This is a genomic window from Actinocatenispora sera, from assembly GCF_018324685.1.
In the GTDB taxonomy this organism is placed as follows: domain Bacteria; phylum Actinomycetota; class Actinomycetes; order Mycobacteriales; family Micromonosporaceae; genus Actinocatenispora; species Actinocatenispora sera.
This window is the reverse complement of sequence record NZ_AP023354.1, coordinates 6700306-6723551: the sequence shown is the minus strand read 5'-3', so window position 1 is coordinate 6723551 and position 23246 is coordinate 6700306. Positions and strand designations below refer to the sequence as shown.

General features: G+C 74.9%; 18 protein-coding genes. 12 read left to right on the top strand and 6 right to left on the bottom strand.

The window, feature by feature from the left end; all coding sequences use genetic code 11:
• Positions 1-75 precede the first annotated feature (75 nt).
• Positions 76-1341, bottom strand: a complete 1266-nt coding sequence (locus Asera_RS31575; RefSeq protein ID WP_157034924.1) for a hypothetical protein — start codon at positions 1339-1341, stop codon at positions 76-78.
• 377 nt (positions 1342-1718) lie between these two features.
• Between Asera_RS31575 and Asera_RS31570 the strand changes: the two genes are divergently transcribed.
• Together Asera_RS31570 and Asera_RS31565 are read left to right on the top strand one after the other, a co-directional pair.
• Positions 1719-2945 carry a sensor histidine kinase gene (locus tag Asera_RS31570; protein ID WP_035297191.1) on the top strand — a complete coding sequence of 409 codons (1227 nt, stop codon included), beginning with the start codon at positions 1719-1721 and terminating at the stop codon, positions 2943-2945.
• Positions 2923-3600: a response regulator gene (locus tag Asera_RS31565; RefSeq protein WP_030447236.1), complete on the top strand. Its 678-nt coding sequence runs from the start codon at positions 2923-2925 to the stop codon at positions 3598-3600. Before Asera_RS31570 ends, Asera_RS31565 begins: the two co-directional genes overlap by 23 nt.
• A 154-nt stretch (positions 3601-3754) precedes the next feature.
• Here Asera_RS31565 and Asera_RS31560 read toward each other — a convergent pair whose 3' ends face one another.
• On the bottom strand, positions 3755-4633 hold the full coding sequence (locus tag Asera_RS31560; RefSeq protein WP_030447235.1) for an alpha/beta fold hydrolase: 879 nt from the start codon (positions 4631-4633) through the stop codon (positions 3755-3757).
• A 167-nt stretch (positions 4634-4800) separates the two neighbouring features.
• Between Asera_RS31560 and Asera_RS31555 the strand changes: the two genes are divergently transcribed.
• From Asera_RS31555 to Asera_RS31540, 4 genes are all read left to right on the top strand, one after another.
• Positions 4801-6756: an AfsR/SARP family transcriptional regulator gene (locus Asera_RS31555; RefSeq protein WP_030447234.1), complete on the top strand. Its 1956-nt coding sequence runs from the start codon at positions 4801-4803 to the stop codon at positions 6754-6756.
• A 239-nt stretch (positions 6757-6995) separates the two neighbouring features.
• A complete protein-coding gene (locus Asera_RS31550) occupies positions 6996-7301 on the top strand; it encodes a hypothetical protein (protein WP_157034923.1) in 306 nt (101 codons plus the stop codon).
• Complete coding sequence (locus Asera_RS31545) at positions 7301-8731, top strand: alpha/beta fold hydrolase (protein WP_084131861.1); 1431 nt, start codon at positions 7301-7303, stop codon at positions 8729-8731. Before Asera_RS31550 ends, Asera_RS31545 begins: the two co-directional genes overlap by 1 nt.
• Positions 8732-8759: 28 nt before the next feature.
• The gene (locus tag Asera_RS31540; protein ID WP_169745862.1) at positions 8760-10262 is read left to right on the top strand and encodes a DUF2218 domain-containing protein; all 1503 of its coding nucleotides are present in this window, start codon (positions 8760-8762) and stop codon (positions 10260-10262) included.
• Between the two features lie 83 nt (positions 10263-10345).
• Here the strand turns inward: Asera_RS31540 and Asera_RS31535 are convergent, their stop codons facing one another.
• Positions 10346-10831: a DUF3995 domain-containing protein gene (locus Asera_RS31535; RefSeq protein ID WP_169745861.1), complete on the bottom strand. Its 486-nt coding sequence runs from the start codon at positions 10829-10831 to the stop codon at positions 10346-10348.
• Between the two features lie 161 nt (positions 10832-10992).
• On the opposite strand from Asera_RS31535, the gene Asera_RS31530 reads away from it, so the two are divergent.
• Entirely contained in the window at positions 10993-11898 is a 906-nt protein-coding gene (locus tag Asera_RS31530; RefSeq protein WP_244844106.1) for an RNA polymerase sigma factor, read from the top strand.
• Positions 11895-12368, top strand: a complete 474-nt coding sequence (locus tag Asera_RS31525) for a hypothetical protein (RefSeq protein WP_030447229.1) — start codon at positions 11895-11897, stop codon at positions 12366-12368. The genes Asera_RS31530 and Asera_RS31525 overlap by 4 nt, the downstream gene beginning before the upstream one ends.
• 157 nt (positions 12369-12525) lie before the next feature.
• On the opposite strand, the gene Asera_RS31520 is transcribed toward Asera_RS31525, so the two are convergent.
• Positions 12526-13116, bottom strand: a complete 591-nt coding sequence (locus tag Asera_RS31520) for a helix-turn-helix domain-containing protein (RefSeq protein WP_030447228.1) — start codon at positions 13114-13116, stop codon at positions 12526-12528.
• A gap of 79 nt (positions 13117-13195) precedes the next feature.
• Between Asera_RS31520 and Asera_RS31515 the strand changes: the two genes are divergently transcribed.
• Complete coding sequence (locus Asera_RS31515; RefSeq protein ID WP_030447227.1) at positions 13196-14221, top strand: NAD(P)/FAD-dependent oxidoreductase; 1026 nt, start codon at positions 13196-13198, stop codon at positions 14219-14221.
• 120 nt (positions 14222-14341) lie between these two features.
• Here the strand turns inward: Asera_RS31515 and Asera_RS31510 are convergent, their stop codons facing one another.
• Positions 14342-17194 carry a helix-turn-helix transcriptional regulator gene (locus Asera_RS31510; protein ID WP_030447226.1) on the bottom strand — a complete coding sequence of 951 codons (2853 nt, stop codon included), beginning with the start codon at positions 17192-17194 and terminating at the stop codon, positions 14342-14344.
• Between the two features lie 178 nt (positions 17195-17372).
• Here Asera_RS31510 and Asera_RS31505 point away from each other — a divergent pair, with 178 nt between their 5' ends.
• Positions 17373-18803, top strand: coding sequence for an MFS transporter (locus Asera_RS31505; protein WP_051802463.1), 1431 nt, complete (start codon positions 17373-17375; stop codon positions 18801-18803).
• Between the two features lie 124 nt (positions 18804-18927).
• Here Asera_RS31505 and Asera_RS31500 read toward each other — a convergent pair whose 3' ends face one another.
• Positions 18928-19518 (bottom strand): TetR/AcrR family transcriptional regulator, encoded by a 591-nt coding sequence (locus Asera_RS31500; RefSeq protein ID WP_030447224.1) that lies wholly within the window; start codon positions 19516-19518, stop codon positions 18928-18930.
• Between the two features lie 163 nt (positions 19519-19681).
• On the opposite strand from Asera_RS31500, the gene Asera_RS31495 reads away from it, so the two are divergent.
• Together Asera_RS31495 and Asera_RS31490 are read left to right on the top strand one after the other, a co-directional pair.
• Positions 19682-20413 (top strand): SDR family oxidoreductase, encoded by a 732-nt coding sequence (locus Asera_RS31495; protein WP_030447223.1) that lies wholly within the window; start codon positions 19682-19684, stop codon positions 20411-20413.
• Positions 20414-20614: 201 nt separating this feature from the next.
• Positions 20615-23176, top strand: a complete 2562-nt coding sequence (locus Asera_RS31490; protein ID WP_030447222.1) for a polysaccharide lyase family 8 super-sandwich domain-containing protein — start codon at positions 20615-20617, stop codon at positions 23174-23176.
• Positions 23177-23246 lie beyond the last annotated feature (70 nt).

Here is a 23246-nt window from a genome sequence, read left to right as displayed (position 1 = left end):
CCGACGATCCTGGCACCCGGGCGGGCAGCCCGACGTCCCACCCGGGCGGCCCCGCGAACCAGCGGAGACGCCGCGTCACGCGGCACCCGCCGGCAGCGGTCGGCGCCGGGCGAGGACGGCCAGCAGCACTGCGGTGAGTACGGCGATCAGCGCCAGCCCGACGCGGTCCACCGGCTGGTGCACCACGCCGACCGCGCCGAGCGCCGAGTGGGTGACCAGCGCCCCGGCGAGCAGCCAGATCCGGTGCCGGTCGGACCAGGCCGCGGACCGACCCCAGCGGGCGACGAGCCAGCCCGCGATGGCGGCGAGCACCCCGATCGCCGCCATCGGTACGAGCGCCCACGCCCCGTTCCCCCTGCCGTGCTGCAGCACGAACCACAGCGCCAGGAACGCGGCGGTACCGGCGGCGCCGAAAGCGCCGGCCACCCACGGCCGCGGCACCGATCCGGCCGCACCGTCCGACCCGCGCCGGCCGGCCGGATCCGCATCTCCGAACCCGGCTCGTCCGGCCGGCTCCGCCTGCCCGGGTCGCCCGCCCGGCGCCGCCTGCCCGGACCCGTGTCGTCCGCCCGGCATCGGGTCACCCGACCCGGGTCGTCCGGCTTGCGCGGCACGGTCGGGGCCGGGTCGCGCGCTACCGCTCGCGCCGGGTACCGCACCGCGGGGCGCGGCGAGCCGGGGAAGCACCGCCAGCGCCAGCACCGCCAGCAGGGCGACCGCCGAGAGGCAGCCGAGCAGTAGCCAGAGCGGGGCGGTGTAGCCGGGATCCTGGCTGGGCGGCACGCTGACCCGCAGCAGCCCGACGCCCACCACGGCGCCGATCCCGATCCCGACGAGCCCGCCGCGCCGCAGGTACGGGCGGTCCCGGCCGGCGGGGAAGATCAGGTCGGTGAGCGCGATCGGGATCAGCACGCTGAACACCACGTGGTAGATCGCGTTCACCTCCCAGTAGGCGGTGTTGAGGCCGAACAGCCGCGGCGCCAGCTGGGCCGCGCCGTACAGGTGCGGGCTGGACAGCGCCTGCAACCCGATGCCGTCCTCGACCAGCTCGTAGGCGACACCGAGCAGCACCAGGCTGGACCAGCCGCCGCCGACCCGGCGGACCGCCTCGCGGATCAGCAGCACGCCGAACCCGTAGATCGGCAGCCACAGCAGCAGCAGGAACGCGAAGTGCACCGGCGTGCTGCCCAGGCCCAGCTCGGCGATCACCGGCGTCAGGACGATCAGCGTCAGCGCGGCCCGCTTGCGTCCGGGTGGATGTGCGCTCGCTCCCGCCCCCTCGATGCCTGCCGGATGTGCGCTCGCGCCTGCTCCTTCGATGCCTGCTGGATGTGCGGTCACGGCTGCCCCCTCGCTGTCGGGCTGATCTGGGGTCATGGCTGGCCCCTCGCTGTCGGGTCGATCCGCGGTCATGACTGCGGCCTCGATGTCTGCTTGATGTGCGGTCATGGCCGCCGCCTCGATGCGGGGTGGATGTGCGGTCACGGCAGCCCTCGACGTCGGCTCGTCGTCGATTCCAGCAGCCGTACCCGCCGCGGGACCAGCGGCGATCGTCGCGGCCGGTACCGACGAACCGGCCGACCGCGGCGACTTTCGTCGATGCGCCGGCCGCGGCCTTGCGACCTTTGTCGGTGCGCCGGCCGCGGCCGTGCGACTTTCGTCGGTACCTGGCGCGGCCGGCCGGGCATCGTCGCCGGCACTGCGTAGCGTGGTCGACCGTGCAGGAACGTTGCTCGCCGGGCGGCACCCGGCCCGGCCCGCTCGCCGCGCTGCTGCTCGCCGTCGCGGCGCTCGGCTCGGTACCGCTGGCGCTGGTCGGCACCGTGGGCCCGGCTCAGCTGACCACGGTGTGGCTGGTCACGGGGCTACAGCTGCTCGCGGCACCGGCGGTGGTGTTGCTGCGAACCCGGCCGGTCGCGGCCGCCGTCGTGGTCGCCGCGGTCGTGGTGGTCGGCCTGCTGCCCACCGTGGTCGCACCGACGGCGGTGCTGCTGCGCTTCACCGGGGTGAACCTGTGGCCGCCGCTCGCCCTGTCCACGGTGGTGATCGGGCTGCGGCTCACCGCGCCACAGCGCCGCGCGGTGCCCGTCTGGGTCCTGATCGGCGTGGCCACCGTGCTCGCCGCCCGCCCGTGGCAGCCGACCTGGGCCGGCACCCCGGTCGGCCTGCTGCACACCGCGGTGCCGGCGCTGCTCGGGCTGTACCTGGCCGGCCGGGTGCAGATGGTCCGGACCCTGCGGGAGCGTGCCGAGCTGGCCGAGCGGGAACGCGTGCTGCTGACCGAGCGCGCTCGCGCCGCGGAACGCAACCGGCTCGCGGCGGAGCTGCACGACTCGGTCGCGCACCGGGTGAACCTGATGGTGTTGCAGGCTGGTGCGCTCCGGATGACCTCGCCGGACCCTCCGGTACGGGACGCGGCGGAGGCGTTGCGGTCGACCGGCTGCCAGGCGCTGGAGGAGCTGTCCGACCTGCTCGGCGTGCTCCGCCGTACCGGCGCGGACGGCGACCCCGCCAGGTCGGTACCGACCGCGGAGGCGCCCGGTGATCTGGCCGCGCTGGTGGACGACTCGCGCGCGGTAGGGCTGCCGGTCGAGCTGGACCTGGCCGGTGATCCGGCGCTCGCCTCGCCGATCGTGCGCCGTACCGCCTACCGGGTCGTCCAGGAGGGGCTGACGAACGTGCACAAGCACGCGCCCGGCGCGCCGGTGACGGTGACCGTCCGGTACCGGACCGACCAGGTCGCGCTGTCTGTCCACAACGGACGATCATCCGGTGCGGTGCCGGGTGGCGTCGACCTGGCCGCCACCGGTACCGGTAGCGGCATCGCCGGCCTGCGCGGCCGGCTCGACGCGATCGGCGGCAGCCTGCGCGCCGGCCCGACCGGTCACGGCGGCTTCCACCTCGATGCGAGAATGCCTTCCCATGTGTCCAGCAGCGCCGGCTGACCGCGCGATCCGGGTCCTGCTCGTCGACGACGAGGCGATGGTCTGCGCCTACCTGCGCACCATCCTGACCACCGCCGCCGACATCGAGGTCGTCGGTACCGCCGCGGACGGTGCGGCCGCGATCGATGCCGTCGCCCGGCTGCGGCCACACGTGGTCCTGATGGACCTGCGGATGCCCGGTACCGACGGGTTGGTCGCCACCGAACGCATCACCGCGGCGCCCGAGCCACCCGCCGTGGTCGTGCTGACCACGTTCGACACCGACGAGTACGTGACCCGGGCGCTGCGGGCGGGGGCGGCGGGCTTCCTGCTCAAGTCGACCCCGCCGGAGGATCTGATCGGCCTGGTCCGGGTCGCCGCGGACGGCCACACGGTGCTGTCCGCCGCGGCGACCCGCCGGCTGCTCGCCGCCTCGGCCGGGCCGGCCGAGACGACCTCGTCCGCGGCGGCCCGGCTGGTCGCCGAGCTCACCGACCGGGAGCGGGAGGTGCTCGGGTGCCTCGGCGCGGGGCTGTCCAACGCGGCCATCGCGGCGCGCCTCTACCTCAGCGAGGCCACCGTCAAGGGGTACGTGTCCCGGCTGCTGGTCAAGCTCGCCTGCAGCAACCGCACCCAGGCCGGCCTTCTCGCCCGGGACGCCGGCCTGGCCCGCTGACCGGAGCGGGCGCACCGTCGGCCCGGGCGGCGTCCCGGTGCCCGGCCCCGGTGCCGGCCCACGTGACGCCCGTTCGGGCGAGGGTGGGGTGATCGCTGGCTACGATCGGGCCATGCGTACGCCGCCGTTGCCGGACGTCGTGCTGGCGCAACGGCTACCGGGCCAGCAGCGCGCGCAGCGCGCCGGCGATCTCGGCGGGCGCCTCCTCGGCCATGAAGTGGCCGGCGTCGGTGGTGAGGTGGTGCAGGTCGGGCGCCCAGGTGCGCCAGACGGCCGCCGCGTCGTAGCCGAGCGCGGCACCCCAGTCCTGCTGGATCACGGTGACCGGCATCCGCAGTTGGTGGCCCAGATCGGCGTCGGCCTGGTCGTGCCGGACGTCGATGCCGGCCGAGGCGCGGTAGTCGGCCACGATCGACGGCACCGCCCCCGCGCTCGCCGCGAGGTACGCGGCCCGGTACTCGGGCTCGATCGCGTCCGGCCCGCTCGACCACGCGTCGAGGAAGTGGCCGAAGAACTCGTCCGCGCTGCGCTGGATCATCAGCTCGGGCAGGCCGGGCGGCTGCGCCATCAGGTACAGGTGGAAGCCGACCGCGGCGGAGACGCCGTGCAGCACGTTCCAGGTGTCCAGGGTCGGCACCACGTCGAGGCTGGCGAAGTGGGTGACCCGGTCCGGATGGTCCAGCGCGGTGCGAAACCCGACCAGCGCGCCGCGGTCGTGCCCGGCCAGGGCGAACCGCTCGTGACCCAGCGCGGCGGCCAGCGCGACCACGTCGTTTCCCATGGTGCGCTTGGCGTACGCCGTCTCGTCGGTACCGGCCGGCTTGTCGCTGGCGCCGTACCCGCGCAGGTCCGGGCAGATCACGGTGTGCTCGCCGGCCAGTTCGCGGGCCACGTGGCGCCACATCAGGTGCGTCTGCGGGAACCCGTGCAGCAGGACCAGTGGGCTGCCGGTCCCGCCGATCGCGACGGTGAGCGCGACGCCGTCGGCGACCGGTACCCGGCGGTACTCGAAGTCGGTGATCGTGGGTGCCATCACGGCGGTCCTTTCCGAGGTATCGGTGTCCGCACCCCACCGTGCCGGGCCGCGATCAGCATCCGGTCAGCATCGGCCGGCGGCGTCCCGGGCGGGCGGCCGGCAGCGAGTCGCGGGTGCCCCGGCCGGTGGTGCCTCGCCGGGCGTGCGGCGGCGGGGGAATCGAGGTGAGCGGCCCGGTCAGCGTCGGGGTCCTCGGCGAGGTGACCGGCTGGGACGCCGCCGGCGCCGAGATCGCCCTGAAGGGGCCGCGGCACCGGGCGGTACTGGCCCGGCTCGTCGCCGCCCGCGGCCGGTCGGTCCCGCTGTCGGTGCTGGTCGACGACCTGTGGCCGGTGCCACCGGCGAACCCGGCCGGTGCGCTGCGTACCTTCGTCGGTGACCTGCGCCGGGCGCTGGAACCCGACCGGCCGCCCCGGGCGGCGCCACAGGTACTCGTCACCGCCGGCGCCGGGTACGCGCTGCGGCTGCCCACCGAGCGGCTGGACGCGAGCCGGTTCTCCGCCGCGGTGCGGGACGCCCGTACGGCCGCGCCGGCCGCGTCCGCGGCGGGCCTCGCGGTGGCGCTGGGGTGGTGGCGCGGCCCGGCGTACGGGCAGTTCGCCGACGAGCCGTGGGCCCGCGCCGACCGGACCCGGCTGACCGAGCTGCGCCTGCAGGCGGTCGAGCTGTCGGCGAGCGCGCGGCTGTCGCTGGGCCGCGCCGCCGAGGTGGTACCCGACCTCGACGCGCACCTGGCCGACCATCCGTGGCGCGAGCGGGCGTGGGCGCTGCTCGCCACGGCGCTGCGCGACACCGACCGGCAGGCCGAGGCGCTGGCGGTCCTGCGCCGGGCCCGGTCGATGCTGGTCGACCGGTTCGGCCTGGACCCGAGCCCGGCCCTGCAATGGCTGGAGACCGACATCCTGCGCCAGTCGCCACCGGCTGGTACGCAGGCCGACCGCGCCGATCGGGTCTGGTTGCGGGCGGCGGAGAGCTACCGCGCGGTTCCCGGCGTGCGTACCCGACTGCGGTCCACTGTGGACCTGTTGCGCACGCTCGCGGTCACCGGCGGGCCGGGGCTGGTCGAGGCGCGGGCGCAGCGGCTGGACACCATCCACGCCGCGGAGGCGCTCGGCGACGCCGAGCTGACCGCCCGGGTGATCGGTGGCTACGACGTGCCGGCGATCTGGTCCCGGGTCGACGACGCGGCGCAGGCGGCCGAGGTCGTCGCGGCGGCCCGGCGCGCCTTGGCGCGGCTGCCGGCCGCGGATCCGGACGCGACCCGGGCCCGGTTGCTTGCCACGGTCGCGGTGGAGTCCCGCGGCGGCGGCGACCCGCAGGTGCGCGCCGCGGCGGAGGAGTCGGTGGCGATCGCCCGCCGGTCCGGCGATCCGGCGCTGCTCGCGTTCGCGCTCAACGGCCTGTTCCTGCAGTCGTTCGGCCGCACCGGCCTGGCCGCGGAACGCGCCGCGATCGGCGCCGAACTGGTCGAGCTGTCCGCCGGTCGCGGGCTGACCACCTACGAACTGCTCGGCCGCCTGGTCGGAATGCAGGCGGCCGCCGGCCTCGGCGACCTGGCCGCCGCGGACGCGCACGCCGAGGCCGCCGACGCGATCGCCCGGTCGTACGAGTCGCCGCTGGTCGCCGTGTTCACCACCTGGTACCGGGCGCTGCGGTCGGCGATCACCGGGGCTTCGCCCGAGGACGCGGTCACCGCGTACCGGCGGGCGGCGGCGCTGCTCGACGGCGCCGGGATGCCGGGCATGCAGCGCGGGCTGCTCCCGCTGGCGCTGCTGAGCGTGCGGCGCAGCCACGGCATCCCCGCCCCGACCGGGGAGCTGGACTGGGGCCCGTACCTGCCGTGGGTGCGGCCGCTGGTGCTGCTCGCGGCGGGCCGGGCCGGGGCGGCGGGCGACGCGTTGCGCTCCGTACCCGAACCGCGGCACGACCACCTGGTCGAGGCGCTGTGGTGCCTGGTCGGCGATGCGGCGGTGCAGCTGGGCGACTGCGCCACGATCGCCCGGGTGCACGGAGCGTTGCGGCCGGCGGCCGGGGAACTCGCCGGCGCGGGTAGCGGCGTACTCACCCTCGGGCCGGTGTCCGACCACCTCTCCAGGCTCTCCGCGGCCCTGCGCGGTTAGCTGCGCCCGTCCGGCGGCTCGTCCGGACCGGAGCGGCATCGCCGCTGTCGAACGCCGGCGGTCGCCACCCGCTCGGTTCCCTCCCTCGATCGAGCGGTACACTCTGCCCTTCGTGAGGACGGCATGTATTTGACAGAGACAGACTGTCTCGTAAAATCGCTTCCATCGAACCGGCTCCGACGACGAGGAGAGGGCGCAGTGAACGGACACGGCATCGTGGCGGTCGAGGAGGCCGGCCGGTGAAGGGGTTTCATGGCATCGGCCGGCCACGCCCGCGCTGGATGGCGGTGGCCCTGGCCGTCAAGGTCCTGATCATCGTGGCTTTCGTGGTGCTGCCTACCGAGGTCGCGATCTCGCTGGGTGCCATGCACGGCGTGGCCCTGGCCGTCGCGGCCGGCGGAGTCGCGGCGGCGCTGCTGATCAGGCGCCGCCGGCGCGCCGACCCGCAGCACGGGCACGACCATCAGCACGACGCCCATGGCGCCACCCACCGGTCGCGGCACGGCTCGACCACCACCCCGGCGGTCCAGGAGGGGGAGAACTGATGGGGTATCTCGACGTACCCGGTGCCCGGCTCCACTTCCAGGCGGAAGGCAGCGGCCCGACGTTGCTCCTGATCGCCGGCGCCGGGGGCGACGGCGACGTCTTCCGGATGGTGTCCCGGCACCTCGCGGAGCGGTACACGGTCGTCCGGTACGACCGGCGCGGCTTCTCCCGCAGCGATCTCGACGGTCCGCCGGAGAACGGTGATCGGCTCGCCGCCGACGCCGACGACGCGCGCCGACTGATCGAGCACCTCGGGAACGGCCCGGCCACCCTCTTCGGTTCGAGTTCGGGCGCGATCGTCGCGCTCACGGTGCTGGCCGGGCACCCGGAGGTGGCGGCCGCCGTCGTGGCGCACGAGCCGCCGCTGATGCGCCAGCTGACCGGCGGCGAACAGTGGCTGGAGTTCTTCGCCAGCGTGTACGACCGGTACCGCGAGGACGGGCCCGACGTGGCGATGGCCCGCTTCCGGTCCCGCACGTTCCCCGGATCGGACGCCACGTTCATGGCGCACGCGCCGAAGAACCCGAAGAACGTCGCGTACTGGTTCGAGCACGAGCTGCGCCAGTACCCGGCCGCCGACCTCGACCTCGCCGCCCTCGGCGCGCACGCCGACCGGATCGTGCCGGCCGCCGGTCGAGACAGCGGCGACCACCCGTGCCGGGCGGCGACGGCCAGCCTGGCCGCCAGGTTGGGCCGGCCGATGATCGACCTTCCCGGCGGCCACGTCGGCTTCGTGTCCGCACCGGACGCCTTCGCCGGTGAGCTGACCGCTGCACTCGACCGATCCGGTGCCGGACCGGCCCACCCCGGCGGCGACGCCCGGCCGGGCGGGTCGCCGGGGTCGATGCACGCGGGCAACTGGAACGACTCGTACGCGGGCACCCCGCACTGGGATCTCGGGCGGCCGCAGCCGGCGATGCAGGAGCTCGCGGACCGCGGCGAGATCCGTGGCCGGGTACTCGACGTCGGCTGCGGTACCGGCGAGCACGTGCTGATGTGCGCCGCGCTCGGCCTGGACAGTACCGGCGTCGACATCGCGCCCGCGGCCCTGCACGCGGCGAGGCAGAAGGCCGAGCACCGGGGCCTGTCGGCGCGGTTCCTGCTCGGCGACGCCCATCACCTGGCCGAACTGGGGGACACCTACGACACCGTGCTCGACGTTGGTCTGTTCCACATCTTCGGCGACGAGGATCGAGCCAGCTACGTCCGAAGCCTGCGCGACGTCGTCGCGCCCGGTGGCCGGTACCTGATGCTGTGTTTCAGCGATCGGGAACCGGGAAGCGGCGGGCCACGCCGAGTCAGCGCGGACGAGATCGCGACCACGTTCGCCGACGGCTGGCGGATCGAGGCGCTCGCGCCCACCGTCCTGACGAACCCGGCCGGACCCGCCGGCATCCACGGCTGGCGGCTGATCGCCGTCCGGTCCTGACCCGACCCCCTCCGAGAAGGCGGACACCATGCCCATCTCCGAAGCACGGGTACCAACGCGCAGACCCGGCCGCTACCTGACCCAGCTGGGCCGGCATGCCCAGGCGATCGGCCATCGGCCCGGTCACGGCGGGCACGACGCCGGCGGTGCGAGCCAGCCGCATCCCCGAATGCTGCGGGTCGAACAGTCCGATACCACCGCCACCCTGGAGTTCGATCGGGGCCGCTGCACGCTCGACGCCGAGCCGGATGCCCTCGTGCTGCGCATCGAGGCCCCCGACGCGACCAGCCTGGCGCAGCTCGAACGGCTGATCGGGTCCGACCTCGAGCGGTTCGGCAACCGGGACCAGCTGACCGTCACCTGGCACCGCTCCGACGACCATCGCGACGGCGATCCCGACCACCACGGTGGCGAGCACGACCGGCACGGTGGCGATCACGACCACCACGGCGGTGACCGCGACCAGCACGGTGGTGATCACCCGCACGGTCCGGGGGACGCTCACGCCCAGGGCGGTGACCACGGCCACGCGCACCGGCACGGTGGCGTCTGGGGCAGGGTCCGGCACGCGCTGGTGCCGCACAGCCACGACAGTGCCGACCGCGTCGACACCGCACTCGAGAACAGCCGTCGTGGCGTTCGTACCCTCGTCTTCTCGTTCCTTGCCCTGTCGGCGACCGCGGTGGTGCAGCTGGTGGTCGTGCTGTTCAGCGGATCGGTGGCGTTGCTCGGCGACACGGTCCACAACGCCGCCGACAGCCTGACCGCACTGCCGGTCGGGGTCGCGTTCGTCCTCGGCCGGCGAGCCGCCACCCGCCGCCACACCTACGGTCTGGGACGGGCGGAGGACCTCGCCGGTGTCGTCGTGGTACTGGTCATCGCCGCCTCGGCGGTGCTGGCCGGCTACGCGGCGGTACGGCGGCTGCTCGACCCGCAGCCGGTCCACCAGCTGTGGGTCGTGGCCGCCGCCGGTGTGATCGGCTTCGCTGGCAACGAACTGGTCGCGCGCTGGCGCGTCACCGTCGGCCGCCGGATCGGTTCGGCCGCCCTGGTCGCCGACGGGTTGCACGCCCGCGCCGACGGTTTCGCCTCCCTCGCGGTGGTCCTCGGCGCCGCCGGCGTGGCGGTCGGGATCCCGCTGGCGGATCCGGTGATCGGGCTGGCCATCACCGTCGGGATCGCCTTCGTCGCGGTCGATGCGGCCAGGCAGGTGTTCGGTCGCCTGATGGACGCGGTCGATCCCGGTACCGTCGCGGCGATCGAGCGCGCCGCCGCGGGCACCGATCGCGTCGACCGTGCCTACGACGTCCGGGTCCGGTGGGTCGGGCACAGCCTGCGGGCCGAGCTCGCCGTCGCCGTGGATGCCACGCTGCCCGTCGGCGCCGCGCACCGGATCGCGCACGAGGTGGAGCACCGGCTGATCCACGCGATACCTCGGCTGGCCGCCGCGATCGTGCACACCGAACCGGCCGACGCCGGCCCGGCCCACCGCGCCCTCGCCCACCACCGCACCGCCGCCGCGCCGGCGTGAGCGCACGATCCGGTCGGTGCGGGCCGGGCCACCTCGACCGGGCCCGGCCGCGGGTCGCCGGAGCGGCGGACCCCCGCCGTCGGCTACCGCGACGGGGCCCATCCCGGTGTCGCCGGCACCGGATCGCGGTGCTCCCGGCGCAGCAGTACCAACCCCGCAGCGGCGAGCAGCAGGCACAGCGGCGTGTAGACGGCCAGGTTGAGGCGGAAGAACGTGCTCGCCGGATCCGCCGTCACCAGCCAACCGAACCCGGCCGCCACGCGTACCGCGGTGCCGCCGGTCACCGCGAGCGTCGCCAGGTACGGCAGCCAGCGCGGCAGCCGCCGACCCACCGCGCCGAGCAGCCCGGCGCGCGCCGCCACCAGCGCCGCGCCGCCGAACAGCAGCACCGCGAGTGGCACCAGTGCCGCCGGAGTGAACGGCACCTGCATGTCGAGCAGCCCGGCGGACAGGGTGCGGTGATCGTGCGCCGGCCACGGGCTGCCGGACACCGCCCAGAACGTGTGCAGCCCGCCGTCGGCGGCCAGTACCGACGCCACCGCGGCGCCGGCGATCGAACGAACCCTCACGGTTACCTCCTCGGAGCCGGGTGGGGCGCCGACGACGCCCCGGTACCGAGAGAGCCGCCCGGCGACGGTGACGATCCGTTCGGTGAACCACGTCACAGTGGGGAGCGTTCGGCCGTGCGTCGGCCTCCTTCTGGTACACCGACGAGACGGAGGGTGCCGGTGTGGACCAGAGCTCGTTGTCCCGCGCGCGGCCGGCGCCGATGACCGCCGGACCGGGCGCGCGGCCGGCGCCGGAGCAGATCGCGGCCACGGTACGCGGTGCGCAGCACGGTGACCTGATGGCGCTGCACGACCTGCTCGACCTGATCACCCCGTACGTGCAGCGGCTGTGCGGTCCCATCGCGCTGGCGGACGGGCCGGACGCCGCGCAGGAGGCGCTGATCGTGGTCCTGCGCAACCTGCGCTCGCTGCGCACCCCGGAGGCGCTGTTCGGGTGGGTACGGGTGATCGCGGTGCGGGAGGCGGTCCGGGTGGCACGCCGCTCCGCCCGTACGGTCCCGGCCGAGCTCGGCGAGATCCCGGCGCCGGGCGATCCGGCGCTCGCCGTCGACGTCGCGGACGTGCTGCGCCGCCTCGCCCCCGAGCACCGTGCCGTACTGATGCTGCGCGACCTGGAGGGTTTCGACGAGGCGCGGGCGGCGCAGCTGCTCGGCGTACCGACCGGCACCGTACGGTCCCGGCTGTTCCGGGCCCGCCGAATGTTCCGGCGCGCCTGGCTCGCCGACCGGCCCCCACCCGACCGGTACCCGCACCCGCCCGCCGTGCGGGCGGGCCGGAGGGAAGCCGGCCGGACCGAGGAGCACGCGTCCGAGCGGCCCTCGACCGAGGAGCGTTCGTCCGGGCGCCGTCCGACCGGGGAGCGTCCGTTCGAGCGGCGTCCGACCGAGGAGAGCGCGTCCGAGCGGCGTTCGACCGGGGAGCGTCCGTTCGAGCGGCGTCCGACCGAGGAGAGCGCGTCCGAGCGGCGTCCGACCGGGGAGCGTCCGTCCGGGCGGCGTCCGACCGAGGAGAGCCCGACCGAGGCGCGCCCGGGCCGGGCCCGCCGGACCGAGAGGAGGCCGCGGTGAACCGGCCACACCCCGCCTGGCCCGTCGCCGAACTCGACGACCTGCGACGGCTGCGCGCCGTGCACGCCGCGTACCCCGGGTCGAGGCTCACCGAGACGAACCTGCCGGTACCGTTCGCGGAGTCCTGGCCGGTCCTCAGCGATCTGGAGCGCGAGTTCCCGGCGCTGGTCCCGGACATCCGGCGGCTGCGGGTGCTGGCCGCCGACGGGGAACGGCTGCAGGTGCACGTGCTGGGTCGCAGCGGGCTGCGCGGCCGGTTCGACGCGGTGTTGCGGGACGGCTGGTGCCTGATGCGCAACCGGTTCCTGGTGTTCGGGATGGCCGCGGTACCGGACGGCGAGTACACCCGGGTCGGCTACCTCGCCGGCAACGTGCTGCCCGGCAACCGGCTGCTGGCGCCGCTGCTCGCGCCGGCCCGGCGCCGGATCGGCCGCCGGGTCACCGCCAACCTGCACCGCCGCTTCTCCTGAACGCGGCCGGACCCGTCGGCCGCGGCGGCGATCCGGCGCCGTAGCTGGCGGTGGCACCGGTCTGCGACCGCCCGGGGCGCCGCCGGATCGGCCCCGCCGGATCAGCCCCGCTGGATCGGCTCCGCCGGATCGGCTCCGCCGGATCGGCTCCGCCGGATCAGTCCCGCCGGGGGCGGGCGCGCAGGTGGGCGCGCTCGCCCTGCGGCCCGAGCAGGCTGAGCAGCTCGACCGGTTCCGGGCCCGCGGCGGCGAACCAGTGCCCGGTCCGGGTGTCGAACTCGGCGGCCTCGCCCGGTTCGAGCACCAGGTCGTGTTCGCCGAGCACCAGCCGCAGCCGCCCGTTCAGCACGTACAGCCAGTCGTAGCCCTCGTGCGTCTGCAGCTGCGGTTCGGCCGGCCCGGTGCTGCCCGGAATGATCAGCTTGAAGGCTTGGATGCCACCGACCCGCCGGGTCAGCGGCAGCATGGTCATGCCGTGCCGGGTGACCGGGCGCAGGTGGATCCGCGGGTCGCCGGTGACCGGCGCGTCGACCAACTCGTCCAGTGTGACGCCGTGCGCCTTGGCCAGCGGCAGCAGCAGCTCCAGGGTGGGCCGGCGGTCGCCGGACTCCAGCCGGGACAGCGTGCTCACCGAGATGCCGGTGGTGCGGGACAGCTCGGCGAGGGTGACGTTGCGCTGCCGGCGCAGCGCGCGCAGCCGGGCGCCGACCGCTCCGAGCGTTCGATCCAGATCGTCGTCCTGAGCCATGCCCCCAGTTTGCCATCCCGGCAAGGAAGTTTGCTGCAGGTCGCGCCGGTCCGGATCGTGGAGCGCGGAGGTGGTCATGGTGACCGAGACGCTGCAGAACAGCTATGACGTGGTGGTGATCGGCGGCGGCGCGGCCGGACTCAACGGCGCCCTGATGCTCGCCCGGTCCCGCCGGTCGGTCCTGGTGGTCGACGCCGGGCAACCGCGCAACGCACCGGCGGCCGGCGTGCACGGATTGCTCGGCCGGGAGGGGATGGCGCCGGGCGACCTGCTCGCCCGCGGCCGCGACGAGGTCCGCGGCTACGGCGGGCAGGTCGTGGCCGGCACGGTCGAGTCGGCGGCCCGCCACGACGCCGGGTTCGTGGTGACGCTGGCCGATGGCAGCCGGGTGCGGGCGCGCCGGCTGCTCGTCACGACCGGGCTGGTCGACGAACTGCCCGAGGTGCCGGGGCTGCGCGAGCGGTGGGGCCGCGAGGTCGTGCACTGCCCGTACTGCCACGGGTACGAGGTGCGGGACCAGGCGATCGGCGTGCTCGCCACCGGGCCGATGTCGGTGCACCAGGCACTGATGTTCGCCCAGCTCAGCGACGACGTCGTGTACTTCGTGCACGAGTCGCCGGCGCCGACCGGTGAGGCGGCCGAGCGACTCGCCGCCCTCCACATCCCCGTACTGGCCGGCACCGTCACCGCGGCCGAGGTGGCCGACGACCGACTGGTCGGGTTGCGCCTCGCCGACGGCACCCTGGTACGCCGGGACGCGATCGCGGTGGCGACCCGGATGGTGGCGCGCGCCGGGTTCCTCGGCGATCTGGGACTGCGGCCGGTACCGCATCCGTCCGGGTTCGGCGAGCATCTGCCGGTCGACGAACTCGGCCGCGCCGAGGTACCCGGAGTGTGGGCAGCCGGCAACGTCACCGACCTGACCGCCCAGGTCGGTGCCGCCGCCGCGGCCGGCGCGCTGGCCGGCGCGCAGCTCAACGCCGACCTGATCGAGGAACGGGTGCGCGAGGCCGTGGCGGCCCGGGCGGACGGGTTCTCGGCGGCCGACGAGGCCCGGGTCGCCGAGCGGGTCCTGGGCGACCGCCGGCACGGCCTGGCCGGCTGATCGCCCGGACCGGTCGGGCCGCCGACACCGGTGGCCGCCGATCGTCCTTGCCCGCACCGGTGCCGGGAGCGGAAGCCGGCACCGGTGGCGGGTCGGGCGCGCACCGCCGCGGCCGCCGGCTCAGCTGCCGCCGACCACCGCGGGCAGCTCGCCGCGGGACAGCACACCGAGCTTCGGGTACGCCTTGTAGAGGTGGTAGCCGACGGTGCGCGGGCTCAGGAACAACCGGCCCGCGATGTCCTTGTTGGACAGTCCGCGCGCGGCGAGCAGCACGATCTGGCGCTCCTGCGGGGTGAGCACGGCGAGCGTGTCGGTCGGCGCCTGCTCGCTCGCCTGCCCGGCCGCGGCCAGCTCCGCCCGGGCCCGCTGCGCCCACGGCGGGGCGGCCAGCCGGTCGAACGCGCGGACCGCCGCCTGCAGGTGCTCGCGCGCCTCGGTGCGGCGCCGCAGCCGGCGCAGCCACTCGCCGTACAGCAGGGCGGTGCGGGCGGTCTCGAACGGCCGGTTCGCCCGCCGCGAGCCGGCGAGCGCCGCCTCGTATTTCTGCTCGGCCGTGGCGTCGTCGGCCAGCAGCGCCTCGCACCGCAGTACCAGCGCGGCGACCCAGCCCTGTCCGGTGTGCGCGGCCCAGCGCCGGTACTGGTGCAGCGCGTCGGCAGCGGCGTCCGGCCGGCCGGCCCGGACCGCGGCCTCGACCAGGTCCGGCACGCTGCGGATCGCCGGGATGTGGAACAACGCGCGTTGCGCGGCGAGCGCGGACAGCTCGGCCAGCGCCGGTTCGGCCCGCCCCAGGCTCAGCTCCACCAGCCCCAGCGACGAGTGCACCCAGGGCACGTCCCAGTCGGGATCGGACGCCGCGGCGTCGGCGCGTGCGTCGTCGACGAGCCGGTGCACCCGCGCCTCGTCGCCGGCCACGGCGGCGAGATGGGCCAGCGGTTCGCGCAGCCGGCCGGCCCACTGCCGCTGGTCGGTGGCGTGGGCCAGCTCGACCCCGGTGGCGGCGTCCCGAGCGGCCGCCTCGTGCCAGCCGGCGTACGCCCGGCCGGAGGCGAGGTAGAACAGCGCCTGCGGCAGCCGGCCGATCCGGCCGTGCCGGTGCGCCTGCGCGACCTCCTCGGCACCGATGTCGATGGTGCTGCCGTCCTGGCCGAGCACGATGCCGACGGCGGCGGTCATGATCTGCCAGCCGGGCCGGGCGACCAGCCGGCGCACCGTGGCCATCGCCTCGTCCGGCGACGGCTCGGTCGGCGTCGCCCGCCCGATCGCCGGCCCGACCCCGAGCAGGGTCAGCCGGGCCATCGCGGTCGCCTCGCAGTCACCGGCGTTCGGCGTGCCGGGATCGGACCCGAGCGCGGTCGCCAGCCGGTCGTACGCCTCGGCCAGCTCGCGCTCGCCGGTGTACCACCCGACGTGCACCGCCTCCACCAGCAGCGCGGTGCTGGCGCCGGCGTCGATCGGGGCGAGCAGGTCGGCGGCGCGCAGGTACGCCCGGTGCGCGGTGCCGAGGCTGCCGCGCCAGAACGATGCCGCCGCCCGGACCGACAGCAGCCGCGCGGCCAGGCGCGGATCGGCACCGCCGGCACGTCGCACGTCGACGTCGTCGACCGGCGACGGATCGGTGCCGGCGGAGGGTTCGCCGGTCGCGGGTCGTCCCTCGGCGCCGGCCGGCGAGGTACCGGCGAGGGCCGCCGTGGCGTCGGCCGCGAGCCGGGCGGACCGGTCCAGCTCGCCGGCCTCCGCGGCGGCCTCGGCGGCGAGCGTGAGCCGGCGCAGCCGGGCGTCGGCCGCCTCGCTCAGTTCGGCGGCTCGCGCGTACGCGGCGGCCTCGGCGGCGTGGCCGTGCCGCCCGGCGGCGCGCGCGGCGGCCTCGGTCAGCGCCACCGCGATCTGCTCGTCCGGCGCGGTCGCCGCGGCGGCGAGGTGCCAGGCGCGCCGATCGGCACCGCCCGGGGTGTCCCACGCGGCGGCCAGCGCCGTGTGCGCCGCGATCCGCCGGCCCGGCGGCGCGTCCTGCGCCACCGTGGCCCGCACCAGCGGGTGCCGGAAGGCGACCCGGTCGTCCGGGTCGAGGACGGTGAGCAGCCCGGCGCGCACCGCGGTGTCCAGCTCGCCGGTGCCGGTGCCGGTGCCGGCGCCGAACCGTGCCGCCGCGCGCAGCAGCACCGGCAGCTCGCCGGTGCCGTCCAGCGCCGCCACCAGCAGCAGGTCGCGCACGCCGTCGGTCAGGCCGGCCAGCCGGGCCCGGAACGCCGCGCGCAGCCGGTCGGTCAGCGGCAGCGCGCCGTGGTCGGCCGCGTCGCCGAGCGCACCGGGCAGCTCCAGCAGCGCGAGCGGGTTGCCGGCCGCCGCGGCCAGCACCCGGTCGCGCCGGACCGGGTCGAGGCCGGTTCCGCCGGCGTCGAGCAGCTCGCCGGCGGCATCGTCGGCCAGCCCGGCCAGCCGCAGCTCGGGCAGCCCGGGAGTGGGGAAGTCGGGCACGTCGCGGGTGGCGAAGATCATGCCGACCGAGTCGGCGTCCAGCCGGCGGGCGGCGAACAGCAATGCCGCGGCGGATGCGCGGTCCAGCCACTGCGCGTCGTCCACCAGCACCAGCAGCGGCCGGTCCGCGGCCAGCTCGGCCAGCAGCGACAGCGCGGCGAGGCCGACGAGGAACCCGTCGGAGTCGGTACCGTTCCCGGCGGCGAGGCCGAGCGCGCCGCGCAGCGCGGTGGCCTGCACCTCGGGCAGCGTGCCGACCCGGTCCAGGACCGGCCGCAGCAACAGGTGCAGCCCCGCGAACGGCAGCTCCACCTCGGACTCGACGCCGGCGGCGCGCAGCACCCGCACGCCGTCGGTGGCCGCGAGCGCGTCGAGCAGCGCGGTCTTGCCGATGCCGGCCTCGCCCCGGAGCACCAGCCCGGCTCCGGCGCCGGCGCGCACCGCGGCGAGCAGCTCGTGCAGCGCGTCCAGCTCCGCCTGCCGTCCGTACAACATGCCGGCACGGTACCTGCCGGCACCGACATGTCCCGAGACGTTTCGCAGGCCACCGAGGAGCGCCCGGGGCGGCCGGTCGAAGTACCTAACCGTGACTGATTCGCCGCCGCGCCGGCGTCCCTAGCGTCGATCGTGCCGCTCGATCCGGGCGGTTCACCCAGATCGAAGGGCACCGACCATGGCCACCACCGCGGTACCGACCAGCGCGCCGACCCGGACGGCGGCCGGCCTCGGCTGGCTGAGCCTCCTGGTCCTGCTGGCCGGGACGTTCGTCACCACGCTGGACTTCTTCATCGTCAACGTCGCGATCCCGTCGCTGTCGACCGACCTGCGGGCCGGGCCGACCGCGATCCAGTTCACCGTCGCCGGGTACGGGCTGGCGCTCGCCGCCGGGCTGATCACCGGTGGCCGGCTCGGCGACCTGTACGGGCGGCGCCGGCTCTTGATGATCGGCCTGGCCGGGTTCACCGCCGCGTCGCTGGTGTGCGGCCTGGCGCCGACGGTCGGCGTACTGATCGCCGCACGGGTGGCGCAGGGCATCGCCGCGGCGCTGCTGATGCCGCAGGTACTGGCGATCCTCAACGCCGAGTTCACCGGTGCGCGGCGGTCGAAGGCGTTCGCCGCGTACGGCCTGGCGATCGGGCTGGGTGCGGTGTTCGGCCAGCTGATCGGCGGCGTGCTGATCCACCTGGACCTGGCGGGCGCCGGCTGGCGTTCGATCTTCCTGATCAACGTGCCGATCGGGCTGGTCGCGGTGCTGCTCGCGCCCCGCCTGCTGCGCGAGTCGCGCTCGCCGGTCGCCGCCCGACCCGACCTGATCGGTACCGTGCTGGTCAGCGTCGGCCTGGTTGCCGTGGTGTTGCCGCTGGTGGAGGGGCAGGACCTGGGCTGGCCGGGCTGGCTGTTCGGTTGCCTGGCGGCGGCGGTACCGCTGCTCGTCGGCTTCGTCCTGCACCAGCGTCGGCGTGCCGCCGGGGGTCGGGCACCGCTGGTGACCCTGTCGCTGTTCGCGGCCCGCAGCTACTCGATCGGGGTGGCGCTGGCGTTCGTGTTCCAGCTGACGATGGCATCGTTCTTCCTGGTACTGGCGCTGTACCTGCAGGACGGGCGCGGGCTGGGTGCGCTCGGCGCCGGGCTGATCTTCGTCCCGATGGGCCTGGGGTACTTCGTCGCCACGATGCTGTCGGGGCGCGTCGCCGCCCGGCTCGGCCGGTACACGATCACGTTGGGCGCGGCGATCGTCGCGGTCGGGTACGGCATGCTCGCCGAGACCGCGTCGGGCTGGTCGCACGCGAGCGTCGAGACGCTGATCCCGGCGCTGGTGGTGGCGGGGGCGGGGATGGGGTTCGCGATCCCGCCGCTGCCCGCGATCGCGCTGTCGAAGGTGGCGCCGGCGAACGTGGCGGCCGGCTCCGGCGTCCTGACCGCCGCGCAACAGGCGGGCGGCGCGGTCGGGGTGGCGCTGGTCGGCGTGGTGTTCTACCGGGTGCTCGGCGCGCAGCCGACGCCGGACAGCTACCCGCCGGCCTTCGCGGTGGCGCTGATGCTGCTGGCGGCCGTCGACGTCCTGGTCGCCGTGGGTGCCCTCGCCCTGCCCCGGCGCGGCTGACGGTTCCGCGCCGGCCGCGCCCGGATGCCCCAGCCGGGCAGTGCCCGAATGTCGCCTCCGGACGCCGCCCGGATGCCGCCCCGTCGAACAGACGGGGCGGCTCGGTGTCGGGCGAGCGGGATCGTCAGGGGGATGCGGGCGCGGGGCGCAGGCCGTCGACGATCAGGTACAGCATCCGCTGGGCCTGGTCGCGGTGGTCCGGCGCGCCGGCGACGACCAGGACCCCGGCGAAAAGCGCCGCCACGTCGGCCGGGTCGGCGTCGGCGCGCAGGTCCCCGGCCGCCGCACCTGCCTCGAGGAACAGCGCGACCGCCGCGATGAGCTCACCGCGCATCTCGCCGTGGGTGATCCGCCCGCTGGCCACCACCCGGTGCAGCGCTTCGGCCATGCCGTGCTTGGCGGCGGCCCATTCGAGGAAGGTGCCGGTCCAGCGGCGCAGCGCCGCCGCCGGCGGGTGGCTCGCGAGCAGCTTCTCCGCGCTGGTCCGCAGCTGGCCGATCTGGTCGGCGTAGATCGCCTCGACCAGCGCCTCCCGGTTCGGGAAGTGCCGGTACAGCGTGCCGATCCCGACGCCGGCGCGCTTGGCGATCGTCTCCAGCGCGACGGGCTTCGTCTCGGCGGCGAACGCCTGCGTCGCGACCTCGATCAGCTTCTGCCGGTTGCGCCGCGCCTCGGCGATGCGGGCGCGGGGCCGGCCGGGTTCGGCGGTGGGCATCGCCGCCGAGTCTAGAGCGGCGAGTGCGGGTCCCGGCTACGGCGCGGGGGACCGGTCGTTGCCGGCGGGACCGGCTGCTATCGTCGAATTCAATCGGAGGACCCTCCGATTGAGCCTCGGCGACGAGCACACTGCCGCGGCGACCGGACACCAGGAGGTCTCGATGCCCGCACCAACAGCCCTGATCACCGGCGGTACCAGCGGAATCGGCCGGGCCACCGCCGAACTGCTGCACGAGCGCGGCCACCGGGTGGTGGTCACCGGTCGCACGGCGGAATCCACCGCGGCCGCGCGCCGCGAGCTGCCCGACGGGATCGTCGTGATCCGGGCCGACTCGCGCTCGCTGGCCGACACCGACCGGCTCGCCGAGGAGGTCCGAACCCGGTTCGGGTCGCTGTCGGCGCTGTTCCTCAACGCCGGCATCTCCCGCAGCACCCCGATCGACGCGGTCGAGGAGGCCGCCTTCGACGAGGTGTTCGAGGTCAACACGAAGGGCCAGTTCTTCACCCTGCAGCGGCTTTCGCCGCTGCTGACCGACGGCGCATCCGTGGTGTTCACGGTCGGTACCGGGGTGGCCCGCGGCATCGCGGGTGGCAGCGTCACGGCCGCGAGCCGCGGTGCGCTGCTTGCGATGGTGCCCAGCCTGGCCCTCGAACTGGCGCCCCGGCGCATCCGGGTCAACGCGGTCAGTCCGGGAGCGATCGACACGCCGATCTGGTCCAAGAGCGGCGCCCCGGCCGCGCAGCTCGCCCGGATGGCAGAAGAGATGGCAGCCCAGATCCCGTTCGGCCGTTTCGGTACCGCCCGCGAGGTCGCCGAAATGGTCGGCTTCCTCTGTTCGGACGGCGCCAGCTACGTCACCGGTCAGCACATCGCCGTTGGCGGTGGATTGTGAGAGTCCGCTGTGTGGGCCCCTGAGCACACGCACCGTTGCGCGGTGTCACGTCGCTCGGTGGGAACGCGGCATTTGCCGCCGACCTCCGAATCCTGAGGTCAGACGCGGTGTGGTTCGGTATTGCCGCGCACCGGAAGGGCTGGTTGAATCCGGTAAGCGTTTTCCGCAAAGAGCCGGAAGCATCGAGTGTCGGGAGCGAGCGTGGCTGTCACCCGCCGAGCCGTGTTGTCGATCATCCCCGCCGCGAGCCTGGTCGCGGTGGCCGGTCCCCTCCGCGAGCGGGCCGCCGCCGCACCGGCCGGCGGCTCCGCCACCGCCGCCGCGGCCGGTGACCAGGCCACGGTGCTGGCGAACACCGTGGCGCTGTTCGCCGGTACCGCCGCATCGAACGCGCGCAGCGAGGTCGCGGACAAGCTCGCCGCGATCGACTCGACCGCGCGCACCCGGCTCGCCGCGCTGGACTCCGCCGGCGCCGGCGAGCTGTTCCACGGCGTGCCGCTGGGTACCAACGACAGCAACCTGACCAAGTCGTTCCAGTACCTGAACCAGATCGCGCTGGCCACCCGGGTACCCGGCAGCACCTCGGACCTGCACGACAACCTGGACGTGCAGCACACCGTGATCGACAAGATGGTCTGGCTGTACGACAGCTACTACGGCGACCAGTCGAAGGGGTACTACGGCAACTGGTTCAACTGGGAGATCGGCATCTCCACCCAGGTGAGCAACACGCTCGCGCTGCTGGCCGACACGATCGCCGACTACCACCCGGACCTGCCACAGACCTTCGTCGCGGCGATGGACGGCTACCTGCGCAACGGCAAGGACGGCGACGTCGACCTCGACTCGCGGTTCCACACCGGCGCGAACCTCGCCAACATCACCACCAACCGGATCCTGCAGGGCGCGGTGCTCGGCGACGACGCCCGGATCAGCAAGGCGGCCGCCGACCAGCTCACCGTGTACGCCACGGTCGACCCGTACCAGCTGCAGCACGGCGTGACCGACGGCTACTACGCGGACGGGTCGTTCATCCAGCACGCGTCGGTGGCGTACAACGGGTCGTACGGCAAGGTGCTGCTCACCGCGGCGCTGCAGACCATCACGATGCTCGCCGGTACCGGCTATCTCGGCGGCGACGACCTGACCGGCGTGGTGCGCGGCTGGGTGCAGCACGGGTTCGCGCCGGTGATCTTCGAGGGCTGGATGATGGAGGCGGTCAAGGGGCGCGCCATCTCCCGTACCACCACCGGCTACACCGACGGTGTCGCGGTGATCGAGGGCGTGGTCAACCTCGCCACGAACTCCACCGGCACGGATGCCGCCACGCTGGCCGGCTACGCGAAGTACCTCAACCAGGTGGCGAAGGCGACGGTGGATCCGGCCAAGTTCGTGTCGCCGGTGACGGTGGCGAGCTACGCCGACATCCTGTCCGACGACTCGGTCGAGCCGGCCGACCTGAACCCGGCGGCGGTGTCCATCGGCTTCAACGCGATGGACCGCACCGTGCACCGCCGGCCCGGCTTCTGCTTCACGCTGGCCCGCAGCTCCAGCCGGATCAGCAAGTACGAGTACATGAGCGGCGAGAACCTGACCCCGTGGTTCGAGGGCGACGGCGCGCACTACCTCTACCTGTCCGGGCAGGACCAGTCCACCGCGTTCGGCGTCGACTACCTCACCACCGTCTCCCCGTACCGGCTGGCCGGCGTGACCGCGCCGGTCGAGGAACGCAAGACGATCCCGCAGCTGTACGGCACCGACTGGTACGACAACCCCGACGCCGGGTTCACCTCCTCGTCGGAGTCGCAGAACACGTACGTCTACTTCCCGCTCGGCACCGACCCGCACTCCGGCGGCGCCACCCTCGACCCGTACGGCTCCGCCGCGCTGGTGCTCTCCGACGACGCCGCGTACGCCGCGCAGCAGGCCGGCAAGCTGCCCGGCGACTTCGTCGCCTACCGCAACGCGCGGGCGGTCAAGTCCTGGTTCCTGCTCGACGACGAGATCGTGGTGCTCGCCGCCGGCGTCGGTGACCCGGCCGGCCGCGCCGTGTCGACCACCGTGGACACCCGCATCGCGGCGGAGTCCGACGCGGTGACGCTCACCGGCCGCACCCGCGACGGCGGCGACTTCGCCGGCACCGGTACCGCCGACCTGTCCTGGCTGCGGTACGCCAACGCCAGCAACGACACCGCCGTCGGCTACGTCTTCCTGTACCGGCAGAAGCCGACCGTCACGCTGGACACGGTGTCGAAGTCACGCCGGGTGGTGCGCGAGTCGAACCCGGACACCATCGCCACCAAGCAGGTGTTCGGACTGTCGGTGGAGCAGCCGGCCGGCGCCCGCCCGGCCCGGATGGCGTACGCGATCGTGCCGAACGCCACCGAGAAGCAGCTCGCCGGCTACCGGCGCGGCCCGCTGGCCGTCCTCGCCAACTCGACGAAGCTGCAGGCGATCCGGCACGGCGGGCTGGACCTGGTGTGCGCCAACACCTTCACCGCCGGGACGCACCACGTCGAACGGCTGGTGGTGGACGGCCCCGCCTGCGTGCTCGCCCGTACCGGCAAGCACGGCGAGGTGCAGCTCGCGATCAGCGACCCGACGACCGAGCGTGACACCGTGTCGGTGATCGTGCGGGGCCGCCCGCTGCGCCTGACCGACGCCGACGACGGCGTCACCGCGCACCGGGTGCCCGGCGGTACCCGGATCGTCGCCACCACCCGCCACACCTACGGCAAGACCCTCACCGTCACCCTCTCCTGACCAACGCACGGCGACGCCCCCGACGCAACCGTCGGGGGCGTCGCCGTTGTCGCTCAGCGCTACGTCGCCC

What these genes read in the sequence shown, in the direction of transcription:
- Asera_RS31565 (WP_030447236.1), top strand. Translation starts at nt 2,923, where the DNA reads ATGTGTCCAGCAGCGCCGGCTGACCGCGCGATCCGGGTCCTGCTCGTC.
- Asera_RS31560 (WP_030447235.1), bottom strand. Translation starts at nt 4,633, where the DNA reads ATGGCACCCACGATCACCGACTTCGAGTACCGCCGGGTACCGGTCGCC.
- Asera_RS31545 (WP_084131861.1), top strand. Translation starts at nt 7,301, where the DNA reads ATGGGGTATCTCGACGTACCCGGTGCCCGGCTCCACTTCCAGGCGGAA.
- Asera_RS31540 (WP_169745862.1), top strand. Translation starts at nt 8,760, where the DNA reads ATGCCCATCTCCGAAGCACGGGTACCAACGCGCAGACCCGGCCGCTAC.
- Asera_RS31520 (WP_030447228.1), bottom strand. Translation starts at nt 13,116, where the DNA reads ATGGCTCAGGACGACGATCTGGATCGAACGCTCGGAGCGGTCGGCGCC.
- Asera_RS31510 (WP_030447226.1), bottom strand. Translation starts at nt 17,194, where the DNA reads ATGTTGTACGGACGGCAGGCGGAGCTGGACGCGCTGCACGAGCTGCTC.
- Asera_RS31505 (WP_051802463.1), top strand. Translation starts at nt 17,373, where the DNA reads ATGGCCACCACCGCGGTACCGACCAGCGCGCCGACCCGGACGGCGGCC.
- Asera_RS31500 (WP_030447224.1), bottom strand. Translation starts at nt 19,518, where the DNA reads ATGCCCACCGCCGAACCCGGCCGGCCCCGCGCCCGCATCGCCGAGGCG.
- Asera_RS31495 (WP_030447223.1), top strand. Translation starts at nt 19,682, where the DNA reads ATGCCCGCACCAACAGCCCTGATCACCGGCGGTACCAGCGGAATCGGC.